The sequence below is a fragment of the Bacillus sp. CBEL-1 genome, assembly GCF_004348885.1.
GTDB lineage: Bacteria > Bacillota > Bacilli > Bacillales > Bacillaceae_H > Priestia > Priestia aryabhattai_A.
The window spans coordinates 70,125-88,517 of the sequence record NZ_SBIM01000010.1; the positions used below are offsets into that span (position 1 = coordinate 70,125).

The following is an 18,393-nucleotide window of genomic DNA, read 5'->3' on the forward strand; positions in this document are numbered from 1 at the left end:
TCATCTTGTTTGGATAATAATTCTTTCTTCCTTAAGCTGATGATGAATGGATTTTGCAAATACAATAGCATTCGGTCCGTCCCCATGAATACAAACTGTATCTGCTTCAATTTTTATTTGTTCCCCTTGACGGGTATGTACTTTTCCTTCTTTGATCATGGTAATAACTTGATTGATGGCTTGTTGGGTATCATGAATAACAGAGCCTTTAATCGTTCGAGGCGTTAACGTACCATCTTTTTCATACGTTCGGTCTGCAAACACTTCGTTTGCGGTTGATAAGCCAATTCGCTTTCCAGCTGTAACAAGCGCACTTCCTGCTAGTCCGTACAGAATTACCTCTTCACCTATTGTGTAAATCGCTTCTGCAATTCCTTCTGCTAGCTCTGTGTTCACTGCCGCCATATTATATAATGCACCATGAGGCTTTACATGATGCAACGGTGCTCCTAAAGCTTGACAAAAAGCTGATAAGGCACCGATTTGATACAGCGTTATATCGAACGCTTCGCGTGCGGAAATAGCCATGTTTCTTCGACCAAATCCACTTAAGTCAGGCAGTCCTGGATGCGCACCAATTGCGACGTTTTCTCGAAGCGCTAGCTCGACGGTTCTTTGCATGACAGAAGGGTCCCCAGCATGAAAGCCACAAGCAATATTAGCAGACGTTACGTACGGTAATATCGCTTCGTCATTTCCAATAATGTAAGCACCAAAGCTTTCACCCAAATCACAATTCAAATCAATTGTTACCAAAAAGACACCTCCCTTAGTTTTTCATCCTCAGCATTATCTTTAAATGATCAAGTAATTTCTCTTGTTTCATTAAGCACTTTTGCGCCGTTTTTAATGAAATCATTTTAAACGTCAGCTGTTTTCCAGGCGGTACTTGTGCAAGTGTAGAAAAATCAGTTGACGCTACTTGACCAATTCTCGGATAACCACCTGTTGTCTGGTGGTCAGCTAATAGAATAATCGGTTGACCGTCATTTGGAACTTGAATAGTACCAAACGTAACCCCAGTTGATAGCAGCTCTCGTTGGTTTGTTTGCTTCAGTACTGTACTCTCATTCTGCAATCGATATCCCATTCGATCTGATTGAGGAGTAACTGAATAGCTTGTATTAAAAAAAGACACCTTACTTTCTTCCGTAAACCAACTGTATTCCGGTCCTTCAATTACTGAAATTATTGGATTTTCTTCGTATCGCGGCAGAAAATCTGGATGAATGGTCCAAAATGCTTGCTTGAAAGGCTTATCCGTCTGCTTGGTTATAAGCCGACTACGAATTAGTTCTCCTACTTTTGTTTTAGGGTGACAAAGTAGCCGATCTCCCGCCTGCAGCGCACGCCCTTTAAAGCCACCGATTTCTGGACGTAATGACGTCGATAAGCTTCCCATCACTGGGTTCATAGCAAATGAACCAGATACAGCTAAATAAGCACGACATCCTGATTTTGGAAAACCAAATGCTAACATACTGCCCTTTGATACAAAAACAGGACGCCACATCTTAACGGGTTCATCATCAATTGTTGGTGACAAATCTCCTCCCGTAATTGCGATAAGCGTATCTTCTTCAAACTTAATCTTTGGTCCCATTAAGGTGATTTCTAGTGCTGCTTTTCCCTCTTCATTTCCAACAAGCAAATTTGCAATTCGAAAAGCAAGAGCATCCATAGCTCCACTCACGATAATTCCTTGTTTTTGAAATCCTTGTCTTCCCAAATCCTGAACAGTTGTTAGTAACCCTGGCCGGATGATATTAATACTCATGGTCACCCTCCTTTTGAGCCACATATTCTTCTTTGGTAATCGGTATAAAACGAATGGAGTCTCCCGCTTTTAAAAGAACTGGCTTTTGATTTAGTGGCTTAAATAATGATAGGGGCGTTCGTCCAATGATTTGCCATCCTCCTGGTGTTTCAAGCGGATAAATTCCTGTTTGTTCTCCTGCAATACCAACTGACCCTTTTGGTATGGCCGCTTGAGGATTTCCCTTTCGTGGAGTAGCTAATCGTTTGTTCATTCCACCTAAGTATGGAAAGCCGGGTGCAAACCCAATCATATAAACTAGGTAGTCTTCGGATGAATGAATCTTAATTATTTCTTCTTCCGTAAGTTGATGATAATTTGCAACATGGTCTAAATCAGGCCCAAACTCATGACCATAGCAAACCGGTATTTCAACAATACGAGACGTTGATTCGCCTTCAGTTTTTAGGAGCTGAAGAAGGGCTTCTACTTTATTTTTTACGATTTCATAGGGGGTTTTTCCAACTCGATTAGCAAAATTAGAAGGCTTATAGTAAATCGTTACTGTTGTAAAAGCAGGTACATATTCAATTATGCCTTCAAAACGATTAGCTTCAAGAGTCGCTATAAACTGTTGGACCTTTGTATGTATTGCTGGATGAATAACCTCACCGAATGAGACAACGATACCGCTATCTCCCAATGGATAAATGTTGTATTCAGTGTTCACTCGTTATCCACTCCTTTCTTCCCTTCTATTGTCTCTTGAATGTAATCGTTCAATTCCTACCTCAAAAAAATTACACACTACGTTTCAATTAATCAAAATAATCTCGTTATTTCAAGCTTTCGATCATAATTGTGCCAAAAGACACGGATTATGATTTGGCAAAGCAAAAGAAAAAGCACTAAAGAATTAAGAGAATTTTCCCCCTCTGCTCTTTAAATGCCTCTTCTTGCGAAATCTACAAACCGAAATTTATCCAGCCTGTGTCTCGATTCCGTATATTGAAATAAACTTGCGTCATTAAGATAAACGTAATTTCTTACAACGACGATGTGAGTATAATCTTTTAAATCTAAATAGCGCTCATCATCTTCCGTTACTTCATCTACCGAAATTTCTTTTTTAGCAAAGCTAATGCTTAAACCTACTTCTTTTTCCAAATACTCATAGATAGACCCTTCACAAATTTCACGAGTTAAATGAGGAACCTTTTTTTGTAAAAAGAAATCCTTGTCTAAGATAATTTTCTCACCATCTATTTCACGCGCACGTACCACCTTCCAAATGGAGTCTCGCGATGTACTGTTTAGCTGCGTGCACAGTTCACTATCAGGCTTAATTAATTCAAAGTCTTCAACCACTGTTCTTGATTCATGTCCAAGTTTTTCAGCCATCTCTTTAAAACTAACAAGTCCTGAAATAGGGAAATCAAATCGCGATACTTCTAACACATAAGATCCCTTGCCTTTAATTTTTTGAATATAACCGTTTTGTGATAAAAGATTCAAGGCTTTTCGAATTGTTTCACGAGACGTGTGATACGCCACCACTAGCTCATTTTCAGAAGGTAGCTTTGTATGAGGTGGCCATCTCTTTTGTTTAATATTTTCCACTAGTTCTTCATAGATTTGCATAAACTTATTTTCTTTCATGACTTCACCTACCTTCGTTTATTTTATAAAAAGAACGATGAGTTGTCACTCATCGTTCACTTTTTAAGACGATATACAATTGATTCATAAGGGCGAAGCTGCACCTTAGCGTATTCTAATGATGAATCATCATAGTTTGATAATAAGATTTCGCTTTTATAGCCTTCGACATCAACCGTTTCAGGTAGCTCAAACGTTACGTCTTTACCATAGAAATTATTCACTACGAGAAGCTTTTCATTCGTTCCGTTTCGCACATATGCAAATATCTCTGGGTGGTTGCTTAAAAGAAGCTCGTAATCTCCGCTTGTAACGATATCATATTCTTTTCTAAGCGCAATTAACATTTGATAATGATAAAAAACGGATGTTTTGTCTTTTAAAGCACCCTCTACGTTTAGCTCTTTGTAGTTAGAAGCCACGTTGATCCAAGGTGTTCCTGACGTAAACCCACCGTGTTCTTTGTCGTTCCACTGTACGGGTGTGCGTGAGTTGTCGCGAGACTTTGCTTTTAAAATTGAAATAATCTCTTCCTTACTCATGCCTTCTTTACGCTTAATTTCATAGATGTTAAGTGATTCTACGTCACGGTAATCGGAAATATCATTGAAGCCTGGATTAGTCATCCCAATCTCTTCACCTTGATAAATATAGGGCGTACCTTGCATCATATGAATAGTTGTGGCAAGCATCTTAGCAGACTTGTCGTGAAACTCCTTGTCATTTCCATAGCGAGAAACTACCCTTGGCTGATCATGGTTACACCAAAATAGTGCGTTCCACCCTCCGCCTTTATTCATCTCAACTTGCCAGGTTGATAAAATATCTTTAAGCTTTAGAAAATCAAAGTCACCAACTGACCACTTTTCACCATTAGGATAATCAACCTTTAAATGATGAAAATTAAACGTCATACTTAACTCTTGACGGTCGGGACGCGTGTAGTTAATACAATGATCGATCGTTGTTGAAGACATCTCTCCGACTGTCATACTATCGTATTTTGAAAATACTTGTTCATTCATTTCTTTCATATACTCATGAACGCGAGGTCCATCCGTATAAAATTTACGACCGTCTCCAGGAGGCGTTTTCCCATCGTCATCTAAAAAGCGCTGATCTTTTGAAATTAAGTTAATAACATCTAATCGAAAGCCATCAACGCCTTTTTCAAACCAAAAGTGCATCATATCATACACTTGTTTACGAACCTTTTCGTTTTCCCAATTTAAGTCCGCCTGCGTTACGTCAAACAAATGAAGATAAGATTGATCTGTTAGTTCATCATGCTCCCACGCAGATCCACCAAATTTGGAAATCCAATTCGTAGGAGCCGAACCATCTTCTTTTTGATCTTTCCAAATGTAAAAATCACGGTACGGATTTTCCTTCGATTTTCGTGCTTCCTGAAACCACTTGTGCTCTGTTGAAGTATGGTTCACAACAATATCCATGATAACTTTAATATCGCGGCTATGAGCTTCCTTTAATAAGCGTTCAAAGTCTTCCATCGTGCCATACTCACTATGAATTGAAAAGTAATCGCTAATATCATATCCATTGTCGCGCTGTGGCGATTGATAAATTGGAGTAAGCCATACGACATCAACCCCAAGTGTTTTTAAATAATCTAACTTCTCAATAATTCCATTAATATCTCCAACGCCATTGCCAGACGTATCATAGAAACTCTTCGGATAAATTTGATAAACAACCGACTTTTTCCACCACGGCTGCGTCATCTTCATCACCATCACTTTCTTTACAATTCATTTTGATATTATACTTTTTTCTTCTGTAGCTTTCCAAAAAGTAGCGTTAAAACAAACGGCACAACAATTACAATTGCCATTCCGATTAAAAAAGCTCCCCAATCGCTTGGTAAAATGGATAGCGGTGCAGGAATTCCACCCACTCCAATGGATGCTGCTTTTACACCATTCATTGTAACGATAACACCTGCAATAGCAGAACCAATAATGGCTGAAATAAACGCAAATCGATAACGTAAGTTTACTCCAAACATGGCGGGTTCTGTAATTCCTAACCATGCAGATACCCCTGATGTTAGTGATAACCCGCGAAGTTTTTCATCATTTTTAGCCAATGTCATCATGGCAAATGCAGCTGACCCCTGCGCAATATTTGATAATGCCACCATTGGCCATAAGAACGTACCACCGATGCTACCAATGAGCTGAAGATCCACAGCTAAGAACGTATGATGCATCCCGGTAATAACGAGAGGTGCATACAGTCCACCATAAATGATACCACCGATAAACGGAGCTGTTTCAAACAACCATACAACTCCTGCTGTAATAGCGTTTCCAATTGCAAACGTTACAGGCCCAATTGCAATGAATGCCAGGAATCCCGTTAGTAATAACGCAACAGGTGCTACAACTAAAAGCTGAAAACCATCTGGAATACGCTTTCTTAAAAAGATTTCAATTTTAGCAAGCACCAATGATGCAACTAGTACAGGTAAGACCTGACCTTGATAACCTACCTTTTCAACTTCTAAACCAAATAAGTTCCATGTATCAATGTTACCTTTTTGAAGTGCTTCACCATATCCCCATGCATTTAATAAGTCTGGGTGAACAAGCATCAACCCTAGCACAATACCGAGCAGTGGACTTCCTCCAAAACGATTCACAGCTGACCAACCAATAAGACCCGGTAAAAAGACAAATGCGGTATTTGAAATCAAGTTGATCATACTCGCTAAATCTTTCCATTGTGTATGAACATCTACTAGCGACTTATCATCATAGAAGATCCCTGGCCCCGTTAAGATGTTGTTAATCCCCATCAACAAACCAGCCGTTACGATGGCAGGCAAGATTGGAATAAAGATGTCAGCTAATGTTTTAATAGCTCGCTGCAACGGGTTTAAATTTTTCGCAGCTTCATTTTTCACTTCGTCTTTTGATAATTCTCCGATACCTGTAATCGTTACCATTTCTTTATAAACTTTATCAACTGTTCCCTGGCCAATGACCACCTGGAACTGTCCATTTGTTGAAAAGAAGCCTTTGACTAAATCATGATTATTTAGCGCTTCTTCATTTACTTTCTTTTCATCATGCAGCACTAGGCGCAAACGCGTCACGCAGTGAGTTGCTGCTGAAATGTTTTCTTTTCCCCCAACGGCTTCAATGATTTGCTCGACAGATGTACGATTCACAGCCATAATCCTCTTCCTCCTTGTTATCGCTTTCATTTCTTATAAAAGAGGTACCCATATTTTTAATTGCGCTAACGTATAAAACATAGCGTAACTAAAACTTGTATATACATGTATTACGTGTTCTATACTAACCTGTATATACAAGTTAGTCAACAATAAAAAAGCATTCTTTAAAAGAATGCCTCTCTTACACATGTGAATGTATTGTATTTTTCTTTTGATTGAACCATTTATCAATTAAGCCACTACCTAAGAATACACCTGCTACAATAAATAGAAAGCCAAACAGCTGAGCTGCTTGAATTTCTTCTTGTAAAAAAACAGCTGAACTAACAAGCGCAAAAAATGGATTTAAATTTACAAAAATGGATGACTCTGCCGGTCCAATATGTTGGACGGCTTGATTGTAAACCATATGTCCAAATGCTGTTGCTAGCAGTGCGGAACCTAAGAACAATAGCCATAAGTCTATTCTTGTTTGTGCCATCGTTTGCAATCCGTGTGGTTCTATAATGAAGCTAATTCCAAGTAAAAACGCTGACCCTGTTATTAGCATCCATCCTGTCATTAAACGTGCATCCAATGTTGTTGAAGCACGTCGAATAAACACATAACTAATGGCTTGCGTTAAGATAGATAAAAAGACAAACAAATCACCTTTTGTTCCACCCGTGACCGCTCCGCTTCCAGCTAATACGATAAAAGCAACTCCAGAAAACCCACTCACTACGCCAACAAAACGGAAGAATGTTAGCCTCGTGCCTAAAAAGAAAACTGCACAAATCGTCGTTAAAATTGGACTTAGCCCCAAAATTAACGCTCCGTTTGACGCACTGGTTTCTTTTAATCCCGTTGACAAAAAGAAGTGATGACAAACAACGTTAAAAAAACCAACCATCGTAATAAATCCAAGCTCTTTTAACGTAATTTTACGCAGTGATTTTGTAATTTTAAGAAAAACCAAAACGGCAATCCCCGCAAAAAGAATTCGAAAAGCCGTCATCGTAACAGGAGCAAATGCGCCTACAAGTAGCTTGAGCGCAACAACGTTCACTCCCCACAACAACATGACGAATACCAAAACACCGTAAATTTTATATTTATTCAATAACTCTCCCACCTAACGTACTGCTCTTATCCATTATTTTCAACTTCTCTATTGTAACGCTAATATAGTTGAATTTCTAGATATTCTTTACTCGAAATAATTACGAAAATCGACTCTTCGTGATATGATAGCGTAGCAATTACACAGAAAAAGGAGCGCTTATACATGATTGAGGTACGGCTCGCAGGGGACGCCAAAGAAATTGAAGAAATGATTAAAAGCTTCGAAAAACATTACACTATCAAACACCAGTCCCCTGAATATAATCGAAGCAATAACCCTAAATATGCGAATCGTAAAACGACGCGGGTTTATTTATCAATGGAGTTAAAGCAAGCGAACTAATTTGTCTCACTTTTACAAATACTTCAACCTATATTATAATTCCATTAATATTTCATAGATAGAAAGAGGTTACAACATGGAGCAAACCATCGTTTTAGTTGGGTTTATGGGCGTAGGGAAAACAACGATTGGACAAGCACTTGCACGCAAACTAGATTTTCAATTCATTGATACGGACCAGCGTATTGAAGCAAGTATGGGCATGCAAACAACGGAAATTTTTCGTGTTCATGGAGAAGCATTTTTTCGGCAAAAAGAAAAAGAAACGATTTCTCAGCTCGTAAAAGAGAAAAAGACCGTTTTGTCTCTTGGAGGAGGCGCTTTTTTACAAGATGCCATTCGAGATGCTTGCTTACAAGATGGCATTGTTATCTGTTTATCTCTGTCTTTTGATGCGTGGAAAGAACGATTGGATGATTTACTTCCAACACGCCCTATTCTACAAGGAAAAAGTTTAGCAGAGATAGAAGAACTATTTTATAATCGCCAAGCCATTTATCAATCCTATCATCAAAAAATTGTAACTGATACCTTAACACCTGAAGAAGTAGCTGATGAAATTATTAGCTTTGTTCTTAAGAAAAACTAAAAGACGCCTTCTGCTGCTGTGCAGAAGGCGTCTTTTCTCAATGACTCATCATATAGAAGTTAATAAAGAAAGCAACTGTAATAACGTACATCATCCAGTGAATTTCTCGGTAGCGTCCAGTGAAGAGTTTAATAGCAGTATATGAAATAAAACCGAACGCTAACCCTTCAGCAATGCTGTAAGTTAACGGCATCATAATAATGGTTAAAAACGCTGGAACTACTTCCGTAAAATCATCAAAGTTGATGTTTTTGATATCGCTAAGCATTAAGGAACCAATAATAATTAATGCTGGAGCCGTTGCAACTGATGGAATAAAGTCGATTAACGGAGCAAAGAAAAGGGTAAATAAAAACAACACAGCTACTGTTAATGCTTTTAACCCAGTACGTCCACCTTCTGCTATTCCTGTTGCATTTTCAATGTACGTATTCAAAGCTGTACTACCAAATATAGCACTCGCCATTGTTCCAACTGAATCAGCTGCTAGCGCACGATTTAAGTTTGGAATCTTGCCATTTTCATCAACTAAATTTGCTTTTTTAGATAAACCAATTAGCGTTGCCAGCGTATCGAAAAGTTCTACAATTGTAAATGAGAAAACAACAGAGAAAATTCCATATGCAATGGCACCTTTTAGATCCATCTGCATAAACGTGTCACCAATTGTTGGCGGAGTTGCTGAAAACACGTCGCTAATAGCGGTTGGCGGAGCTTGAAACCCAACAATCATTGCTACTGCAGTCGTAGCAAAAATACTAATAATTAACGCACCTTTTACGTGTTTAGCCATTAAAACAGCGGCTAAAATCAAGCCGAATATTGTTAATAACGGCCCCTTGTCCAACACGTTTCCAACACCAACAAATGTTGATTCATTGGCTACAACAAGCCCTGCGTTTTTTAACCCTATAAACGCAACAAACAAGCCAATTCCAACAGCAATTGATGCTTTTAAAACATTCGGAATGGCATCAACGATTTTGCTACGAATACCAGTTACGGTTAATAAAAAGAATAAAATACCAGATATAAAGACTGCACCAAGAGCCGTTTGCCAAGATAGACCTTGTCCTAACACAACCGAATACGTAAAGAATGCATTTAATCCCATACCAGGACCAGTAACAATTGGAAAGTTAGCCCATAACGCCATTAGTAACGTACTGAATACGATAGCATAAATCGTTGCCGCTAACGCTGCTTCTTTTGGAATCCCAGCGTCAGATAAAATAAGCGGATTGACGATAACCATGTAACTAACGGTCATAAAGGTGGTTAAGCCCGCCAAAATTTCTTGTTTTGGCGTTGTTTGACGTTCTGAGAGTTTAAACACGCGCTCTAATATACTACTACGCTCCAAAACATGCGCCTCCCTGTTTATTGTTATAAAATAACCTCAATCTGTGGTGATCAGGCGTCTTGAACAACTAATTTTTTCATTAGAGCTCATACAAAAACATAATAAGCGGCAGAGAAAACTCCACCACTTATTATGGCTAGAACGTACACTTTTCACATCTTGAAGTAAAATCTTTTGTCCTATTATAGTCCTAATTCTAAAAGATGCAAAGACAGAAAACGTTATCATAATAAAACTTTTTATATTCGATTTATTTTTAATTTTCAAATTAAAATAGGAATAAAAAATTTAGCTACTTATGACGTAAGCAGCGATACCCTTTTTAATAAACGTTCAATGGAGCCATTTGCTTCTTTTAAAACAATCTTCTCATCAATTGTTTTTAAAACTCGGTTATCCATCACAATTTGGCCGTCCACCATCGTTATTTCCACATCTCCTCGCGTAGCTGAATAAACAACGCGTGAAATTGGGTCGACTCCGTAAGATGGAAATGTATGAAGCTGATAAAGATTCAGCATCGCTAAGTCTGCCTTTTTTCCAACTTCAATACTTCCAATTTCATTTTCAAGCCCAACAGCTTTTGCTCCACCAATGGTCGCCATCTCTAATACATGCTTTGCATTCATCGCTGTAGGTCCATAGGAAGGCTTATGAATCGTTGCCGCAAGGCGCATTTCATTAAACATATCAAGGTTATTGTTACAAGGCGCACCATCCGCTCCTAAACTGAGGCAAATACCCTGCTCATGAAGATGTGGAATCTCAGCAAACCCTGAAGCAAGCTTCATATTGGAACCTGGACAATGACTCACTTTCACTCCTCTATCTTTAATCACTGCCTTTTCCTGGTCATTCAGCCAGACGCAGTGCGCTAAAATTAACCGCTCATTAGCTAATCCTAAATGATCTAAATATAAAATATTTCGCATGCCTGTTTCTGCTTCTACTATTCGGATTTCCTCTTGGTTTTCAGACGCATGCGTATGTACATGCACATCATATGCTGCAGATAAATGGGCAACCTCTCTTAGTAAATCTTCCGTACACGAAATAACAAATCGGGGAGAAAACGCGTATTGAATGCGATTGTTATAAGAGCCATGCCATTTCTCAAGCAGCCTAACACTTTCCGCAATTGAAGATGCCGTTGTTTCCTGTAATGCTTTTGGCATATTGTCCGCCTTTTTATCCATCATTACTTTGCCAGCGATAGCACGAATACCACTTTGTGCAATGGCTTCAAATGCTGAATCGGTATGATGCACGGTTTCCATATCTACAATGGTTGTGGTGCCACTTTTAATTAGCTCTCCAATACCTAATAATGCGGAGTAATAAATGGATTCCTCATCATGCGCAGCTTCTAAAGGCCAAATTTTCTTTTGAAGCCAATCCATCAACTCCAAATCATCGCCTTGACCACGGAACATTGTTTGGCATAAATGAATGTGAGTGTGAATGAAACCAGGAACAATTGTCCGGTTTGTTCCATCAATGACTCTATCGACCTTTTCTGGTGATAATTCTTTACCAATAGCAGCAATTCGGTCTCCTACTATGTATAGGTCTCCATATACAATGTCATTCCTTTCATTCATTGTAATAATTTCTGCATTTTTAATTAAAATGTGCTGCATTTCTTCAAGCCCCCTAATCTCTCTTTAAATCCATCGTTCTCTTGCGTTTCATTATATATAAACAAATAACTAATTATTCTGTCTATTGAAAAGGTAAAAAAAATTCCTAGCTGGTTTTACACAGCTAGGAAGGTGGATTCACGAAAAATCCTAAGTCCCTTTTTCAAGAGGTTATACGAAATCGCAGGAGAATAATGTGATCTTGAATACATCATATTCTCTTTTTAACAGTAATGCCAGAAAAATGTTAGAAAACCTTACATACTTTTTTTGCACATTGAAATTTTTTAAAGGCACCTTAACCTAGTTATTCTAGATTGTTTTAAAAGAAACTTGTCGTTTCTTCAGGAAAATATGGTAAAGTAATAGTCGTTACGATTCTATTTACCTAGTAATTATGGAAAGGGCCGACATCAAATGTTAAAAAAGAAAATGATTTTTTGTTTATCAATCATGCTTTTAGGCTTCTCTTTTCTTGCAACAAAACCTGCTTCAGCAATGGGCACAGAGTCTGAGCGATATACTATCTCTTCATATATTGCTTATCTTAATAGCCAAGGGGAGTCGGATTCAGCAGAACAATTTTCAGCTTTATCTCCTGAAAAGCAAGAAAAAGTTATCTACTACTTAAATCACCCAGACGAACTACTTGATTCGATTGAAGTTACAGAGACCGTTGTTTACGATGACGCACCTACAAGCAATACAGCCGTAGCATCTGCATATGCAACGCCACGTTTTGCCACATTACCGTCTAGTATATCACGCACAGCTTCCTATACAGCAAAGTATACAATTGCGGGATTTACTACAACGCAAGTGAAAGCTACAGTCTATTATTCTACAAGTGGATCGAAGGTTACATCTGTACAAAGCGTTAGTGGAAAAGTAGTGAAAAACGTCAATCCTCTAGTTTCAATTTCAAAACAAAGCTCCAAGACATGGATTTCTTCTAACCGTGCTTACGGACAAATTGATTGGAATTGGAAGGTTGGATTTAAAACAGCTGGTGTAAAACGCCAAACTGTATACGGCACAGCTAGCGGTTCATCAGGTGGTTCATCTTCTACTCTTTAAATAAATTGAGGAGGTATTCTTTATGAAGAAATTGTCATTGTGGGTTATTAGTATCACAATTGCACTACTTCTTTTATTTATTATAGCAGGATATGCCTCTTTCTATAGCAACTAAGGCATGTTGGCATGTTTATTGTTTCACTACTATCATTTATTATAAGAAACCCCCGCTTTGTGAAAGCGGGGGTTTTTATTAACCAATGTATGTGCTTGAGCCAATTTGACTGATAACAAGCGGAAGCTTATCATAGTCAACGTCAACCAAGACATCTCGATGAATATAAAATTGGCTAAGGTAGCGGAAACCAACACGCGTAATGTATGACGTTAAGTAGGCAGACTCCGTTGCGTTTTCTTTTCTTTTTTCATTTAGGCGCTCAATAATTCCTTCAGCGGATTTAACGCCTACGCCGTGTCCAAAATACAAGTCGTTCCCGACGATAATGGTATTTTCACCTTGCCACTGAGGGGTATCTTCATGGTAATCAGGGTTCTTGAAATAAGCGCAGTCCCCTTCTAAAAAATCATAACCATTATGATTTTTTAGATTCAGATCTTCATCAAACTTACCGCTATATAACACTAGATTCGTAAATAATTGATTGAAATTTCTCTCTCCGATACTCTCTAACACGCCTTTATAAAACACCATGACAATGGCAACTGCACATTCAAATGCATAAAGCGAACCGTTAAAGAAAATATCGTTTAACGCGACGGATGGCAACACGTTCTCTTTTAGCTTGAACCCTCCCTTTTCAGTACGAAGCCAATATGCTTCGTTACATTTAGATTCTTTAAAAGTTGCAAACCTTGCACCACTTCTATATAACAAATACGATGCTTCTACAATTCGCAAGCGGGTAGTAAGCTCAAAATCTAACTGCACGATATTATCATAACGATAGATTGTTTGATACTGAGCCATTTTTCTCAAAATCTGTGCTTTATTCGCTTCAAGCATGCTATATGGTACGGCATTCACATTTAGTGCACGACCCTGCACAATAATAATAAGTGCGTCCCCCTTTCACTCACTTTCTCTTTATCATACGAGTGAAAGGAAGCTTTTATGTGAATGAAAGAAGAGGTGTTTTCTAACCTAGATTTTTATGTCTCTTATTAAATTCGCCTTTTATAGTAAAAAGCGTATCCCCTTCCGTTAATAAGCGCAAACCGATGATAGCAAGGCCCTTTGTTCCCTGAATCAATCCTTTATCGCCTTCTGGAGATTTAGCCGCTTCACGAAATTCATCTGTATGCCATGAAAGCGTTTCGGGACCAATTTTAATATAAGGATGAATCGTTGGCACCACTTGACTAATGTTTCCTGCATCAGATGAACCAATTCCAGGCTTATGGGCCGTACCTACGTTTTCTCCTAATTCCGTAAAGACTTCTTTAAATACTTGATCAAAAGCGCGATTTAGCTGCATATGATCTACTTTGTTTTGGATAAAAAATGCGTTGAGCTTGGCTCCTGTTGCCATAGCAGCTCCCTTTGCGATTTGCTGTACTCTTTCTGTGACTTGATCACACTCTTTACGCGTTTGTGCGCGAATATAAAAGCGAGCTTTTGCATAGTCGGGAACAATATTGGGAGCTGTTCCTCCATCTGTGATAATACCATGAATTTTCACATTACTCTTTACATGTTGACGAAGTGCATTTATTCCATTGAATAACTGAATAACAGCATCTAACGCGTTAATACCTTCTTCAGGAGCTGATGCTGCATGAGATGCTTGTCCATAAAATTCAAAATCAATAGGATCCACAGCTAGCGTTGTCCCTGTAATACACGTTTCTTTCCCTGGATGAACCATCATACAAGCATCTAAGTCTTGCACAAGACCCTCTTTTACAAAGCTTCCCTTTGCGCTTCCATTTGGTCCACCTTCTTCAGCTGGTGTTCCTAACACAACGAGTTCTCCTCCTACTTCGTCAAGAACTTGGCTAAGTGCAATTGCTGCTCCTACGCTAGTTGTTCCAATAATATTATGTCCACAAGCATGTCCAAGCCCTGGAAGCGCATCATACTCAGCAAGAAACCCAATTTTCGGTCCTTTCCTTGCAGATGCTTTTCTTGCTAAAAAGGACGTAGCATGACCTGCTACCCCACGCTCTACGGTAAAGTCTGCTTCTTCTAGCAGCTTACATAAAAGAAAAGATGCAAATTTCTCTTCATTTCCGATTTCAGGATGGTCGTGGATCGCATGACTTGTATCTATGTAAGTTTGAGCTTGTTGGTTAATATACTCAATAATGCTTTCTTTAAGCTTTTCTATCTGTGAATTCATTCCTACACCTCATTTACTAAAAATAAAAAGGAAGCTTCATAGAAGAAGCTTCCTTATCTAAAGAACCTGCTTCTTATCATTCAAGCTTCTAAAAGCTTGCTGGAATTAGCACAGTGCAATCAGCCTGTTGCTGAGGTGTCATCGGGCCAGGTCCCTCTACCTCTCTAGATAAGAAAACGTACAGTATGTATTTGTAAAATAATAAAACCTCCACTTACAGTGGCTTAATGACTGTAAGAAGAGGTTGGGATCACGTAATGTAAGAACCAGCTCTCTTCTTATCTATCAAGCACCGCTTGTTGGAGTTGGCACGGTTCAAATGTCCGTTGCCGAGGTTTCACAGGGCCAGTCCCTCCACCTCTCTGGATAAGAAGTTTGTCGAATATTGTAGAATCTTGTTGATAACTTAAATCCTATGTTACACGCTGAACAAGGGAATGTCAATGACTTTTCTGAAAAGATTTTTCTTTCTAACAATATGATACCGCTATCATGGCTAGACCAAAAAAAAGAGTGCTTTAAGCACTCTCTTTAAACATTAATAGCAACTTTTTGCTCATATAAATAAATGGCATGATCCAGCATAGCAAGACCTTCATCAATCTGCTCTTTTGTTACGGATAAAGGTGGAACCATGCGAATTACCTCGCTTGCATTGCCACAGAAATAGAAGAGCACGCCTTGTTCAAGAGCTAAGTCTAGAATTTCAAATAGTGCATCCCCATTCGGTTCACCTGTTTCAGGATGTACAATCTCAATTCCAATCATGAGTCCCACTCCGCGGATGTCTCCAATTAGCGAATGCTTTTCTTTTAACAGCTCCAATTGTTTGAGCGCATAAGCACCCATTTCTTTTGCGTTTTCGAGAAGATTTTCTTCTTGAAGTACTTCAAGCGTAGCGAGCGCAGCTGAACATCCGATTGGATTACCGCCAAACGTAGTACTGTGCGTCCCAAGAGGCCACTTCTTCATAAGCTCTTGTGAAGCAACGGTAGCACTTAGTGGAATGCCTGAAGCAATTCCTTTTGCAATTGCCATAATATCTGGTACGACATCAAATGTCTGCGCAGCAAACCATTCGCCAGTACGTCCAAATCCCGTTTGTACCTCATCAAAAATAAGTAAAATGCCGTGACGATCGCAGATTTCACGAAGTTTTTTCATCCAGCTTTTTGGTGGAATGATGTAGCCACCTTCACCAAGAACGGGCTCTAAAATAACAGCAGCCACTTCTTCTGGCGTTACTTGATGCTTAAACAAAGTATTAAAGTCTTTTTCAAGCTTGTCTTCAAAATAAGCATCTACATCAACACCGTCTGGACATTCTTTTGGATTGGCATATGGAATTTGATATGTTAACCCAGAAGGCTGCTGAAACTGACGGTATTTACTTTTTGAAGTTGTGACGCTTAATGCTCCCATTGAACGTCCATGAAAACAGCCTAAGAATGACACGACGTAAGGTCGTTTTGTTACGTGACGAGCAAGCTTTAAAGCGCCTTCAATTGCTTCCGTTCCGCTGTTTCCAAAGAAGAAACAGTCCAAGTTACCAGGCGTAACTTTTCCTAATTCGTCAGCTAATCTCAAGATAGACTCATACATGATAACGCCAGAAGGTCCATGAAGTAACTGGTCAGCTCCATCTTTAATAGCTTGCACAACTTTTGGATGACGATGTCCAACATTGGTTGTTGCAATTCCAGATGTAAAGTCTAGGTATTGTTTGCCGTCTAATCCGTAATAGTAGCATCCTTCTTCTTTTACAACGGGTAGATTCGGATGATCTTTTGCCATAGTAGGTGCTAAAAGCTCAGGCATTCTGTTAAATAGATGTTTCCAATCGTTTGACATAGTAATCCTCCTGTTTGCTAACAAATTATTTAAAATATTCTAAAAAAATTTGATGTCTTTATCATAAATGATGTGTATGCCGGTGTAAATGAGGGTTTTAAGAATATTGATTGCACCCTAAACTACGACTCTATAGGATTTGTATATAAAGTAGATTCGTTTTATTTTTATGCTTTTCTTCTTTTTTAATCTGTTAATAAAACTTTGATAGAATAACATTTCCGTTTTATTCTACTATGTATTTTTATAAAAATCAATTGCATATATATAAATTTTTTATGGTAATTAGTAGTTCTTATTTAGTTAGTAGGGATGACTTCTTTTCTTAGTATAATTTAAAAATCACTCTTAATTTGGCGTGATTTTCACTTCGGATTGCTCCCTTTCCGCAGGGCGAGCGCTGAGCCTCCTCGTATACTGCGGGGTCTCACCTACCTCGCTAGTCTTGCTGGAGTGGTGCATCCTTCATTCCAATCACGGGCTTTTTATAGGAACAACTTTTAATGAGGCTACTCTTTTATTCTGAGAACGCTCTTTATTTGGCGTGATTTTCACTGACCACTAACCCTTTACACATAGGTACAATTGCTTTGAGTTCAATTAAATCATTTATTACGATATCAGCCTGAGCGAGTTCATGTTCTTGTGCAAAATCGAAATTACATCCTACTGCAATCAAACTATTATTTTTGGCAGCGTTGATATCCGATAGTCGATCTCCTACTACTGCCGCTTGTTTTATATCATATTTTTTTATAATCTCTTTAACTAAATCGCTTTTGTCTAAGGTTTCTATTTGTTCAATACTAAATATTTCAGTGATCCAATTATCCAAACGATAGTAACTTACAATAGCTTCTAAATAATCCTTTAAACCATTACTCGCTATGTAAATGGAACAATCATTCTCTGTTAAATAATTAAAAATCTCTTTTACGTTAGGATACAGAGCACCTTTTCCTCTTTTGATATTCTCAATTAATCTATTTAAGAAATAAGCGTCTGCTTGCATTCTTATTTGATTCGAATGATTAGGTAATAAAGCTTCCCATACTTTCGGCAAAGGTACCCCCATAATGTTACGGTATTTATCGATAGGCGTCTCAGCATTCCATTCATTTAGTGAACGTAAATGGTTAAAGGTATCATCCAGTGATATCTCTAAAATTTTATCCGTTTGAAACAACGTTCCATCCATATCAAAAATCAGTGATTCTATCATTACTCTCTCTCCTTTTCACAATTAAAACCTAATCTCTCACTCATAATACCATAAAAAGTAAATAAAACCTTTATGAACCAATTTCAAGTTTGTTCCAATGCGCTACAGCTACTCTGTTTCCAACACTGTTTTCACAATCAACAAAAAACCTGAACGCTCAGGGACTGACCCCTGTTTTTGAGACAGGAATCAAAACACCTTTTAAACAACCAGTTTTCTGTATTGTACAGGAGACTGGTTGTTTAATTTTGTTTGAATACGGGCATGGTTATAATACGTAATATAGC

General features: G+C 38.4%; 17 protein-coding genes and 2 riboswitches. Of the genes, 3 read left to right on the plus strand and 14 right to left on the minus strand.

Features of this window, described 5'->3' with window-relative positions:
- From EPL02_RS08005 to EPL02_RS08035, 7 genes are all read right to left on the minus strand, one after another.
- On the minus strand, nt 1-756 hold the full coding sequence (locus EPL02_RS08005) for a LamB/YcsF family protein (protein ID WP_131887422.1): 756 nt from the start codon (nt 754-756) through the stop codon (nt 1-3).
- A 13-nt stretch (nt 757-769) separates the two neighbouring features.
- A complete protein-coding gene (locus EPL02_RS08010; protein WP_131887423.1) occupies nt 770-1,777 on the minus strand; it encodes a 5-oxoprolinase subunit C family protein in 1,008 nt (335 codons plus the stop codon).
- Nucleotides 1,767-2,486, minus strand: a complete 720-nt coding sequence (pxpB, locus tag EPL02_RS08015; protein ID WP_131887424.1) for a 5-oxoprolinase subunit PxpB — start codon at nt 2,484-2,486, stop codon at nt 1,767-1,769. Before pxpB ends, EPL02_RS08010 begins: the two co-directional genes overlap by 11 nt.
- A 212-nt stretch (nt 2,487-2,698) precedes the next feature.
- Nucleotides 2,699-3,415, minus strand: coding sequence for a trehalose operon repressor (treR, locus tag EPL02_RS08020; RefSeq protein WP_094912329.1), 717 nt, complete (start codon nt 3,413-3,415; stop codon nt 2,699-2,701).
- 56 nt (nt 3,416-3,471) lie between these two features.
- A complete protein-coding gene (gene treC, locus EPL02_RS08025) occupies nt 3,472-5,157 on the minus strand; it encodes an alpha,alpha-phosphotrehalase (RefSeq protein WP_131887425.1) in 1,686 nt (561 codons plus the stop codon).
- A gap of 38 nt (nt 5,158-5,195) precedes the next feature.
- On the minus strand, nt 5,196-6,614 hold the full coding sequence (treP, locus tag EPL02_RS08030; protein WP_094912327.1) for a PTS system trehalose-specific EIIBC component: 1,419 nt from the start codon (nt 6,612-6,614) through the stop codon (nt 5,196-5,198).
- Nucleotides 6,615-6,798: 184 nt separating this feature from the next.
- Nucleotides 6,799-7,719: a DMT family transporter gene (locus tag EPL02_RS08035; protein WP_286175330.1), complete on the minus strand. Its 921-nt coding sequence runs from the start codon at nt 7,717-7,719 to the stop codon at nt 6,799-6,801.
- Nucleotides 7,720-7,884: 165 nt separating this feature from the next.
- On the opposite strand from EPL02_RS08035, the gene EPL02_RS08040 reads away from it, so the two are divergent.
- Together EPL02_RS08040 and EPL02_RS08045 are read left to right on the plus strand one after the other, a co-directional pair.
- The gene (locus EPL02_RS08040; RefSeq protein WP_131887426.1) at nt 7,885-8,064 is read left to right on the plus strand and encodes a YvzF family protein; all 180 of its coding nucleotides are present in this window, start codon (nt 7,885-7,887) and stop codon (nt 8,062-8,064) included.
- A 76-nt stretch (nt 8,065-8,140) separates the two neighbouring features.
- Nucleotides 8,141-8,653: a shikimate kinase gene (locus tag EPL02_RS08045; RefSeq protein WP_131887427.1), complete on the plus strand. Its 513-nt coding sequence runs from the start codon at nt 8,141-8,143 to the stop codon at nt 8,651-8,653.
- A 37-nt stretch (nt 8,654-8,690) separates the two neighbouring features.
- On the opposite strand, the gene EPL02_RS08050 is transcribed toward EPL02_RS08045, so the two are convergent.
- Together EPL02_RS08050 and EPL02_RS08055 are read right to left on the minus strand one after the other, a co-directional pair.
- Nucleotides 8,691-10,016, minus strand: a complete 1,326-nt coding sequence (locus tag EPL02_RS08050; RefSeq protein WP_094912324.1) for an NCS2 family permease — start codon at nt 10,014-10,016, stop codon at nt 8,691-8,693.
- Nucleotides 10,017-10,312: 296 nt separating this feature from the next.
- On the minus strand, nt 10,313-11,656 hold the full coding sequence (locus EPL02_RS08055; protein WP_131887428.1) for a 5'-deoxyadenosine deaminase: 1,344 nt from the start codon (nt 11,654-11,656) through the stop codon (nt 10,313-10,315).
- Nucleotides 11,657-12,073: 417 nt separating this feature from the next.
- On the opposite strand from EPL02_RS08055, the gene EPL02_RS08060 reads away from it, so the two are divergent.
- Complete coding sequence (locus EPL02_RS08060; RefSeq protein ID WP_094912322.1) at nt 12,074-12,733, plus strand: hypothetical protein; 660 nt, start codon at nt 12,074-12,076, stop codon at nt 12,731-12,733.
- Between the two features lie 193 nt (nt 12,734-12,926).
- Here EPL02_RS08060 and EPL02_RS08065 read toward each other — a convergent pair whose 3' ends face one another.
- The 5 genes from EPL02_RS08065 to EPL02_RS08085 form a co-directional block, all read right to left on the minus strand.
- Nucleotides 12,927-13,739 carry a protein-glutamine gamma-glutamyltransferase gene (locus EPL02_RS08065; RefSeq protein WP_094912321.1) on the minus strand — a complete coding sequence of 271 codons (813 nt, stop codon included), beginning with the start codon at nt 13,737-13,739 and terminating at the stop codon, nt 12,927-12,929.
- A gap of 91 nt (nt 13,740-13,830) precedes the next feature.
- A complete protein-coding gene (locus tag EPL02_RS08070) occupies nt 13,831-15,033 on the minus strand; it encodes a M20 family metallopeptidase (protein WP_131887429.1) in 1,203 nt (400 codons plus the stop codon).
- Between the two features lie 70 nt (nt 15,034-15,103).
- A riboswitch (SAM riboswitch) is annotated at nt 15,104-15,208 on the minus strand.
- Nucleotides 15,209-15,308: 100 nt separating this feature from the next.
- Nucleotides 15,309-15,406, minus strand: a riboswitch (SAM riboswitch).
- Nucleotides 15,407-15,564: 158 nt separating this feature from the next.
- Nucleotides 15,565-16,884, minus strand: coding sequence for an aspartate aminotransferase family protein (locus tag EPL02_RS08075; protein ID WP_094912318.1), 1,320 nt, complete (start codon nt 16,882-16,884; stop codon nt 15,565-15,567).
- Between the two features lie 535 nt (nt 16,885-17,419).
- Entirely contained in the window at nt 17,420-18,106 is a 687-nt protein-coding gene (locus EPL02_RS08080) for an HAD hydrolase-like protein (protein ID WP_094912316.1), read from the minus strand.
- A 201-nt stretch (nt 18,107-18,307) separates the two neighbouring features.
- Nucleotides 18,308-18,393: IS3 family transposase (locus tag EPL02_RS08085; protein WP_131887123.1), on the minus strand; the 86-nt coding region annotated here is incomplete at its 5' end.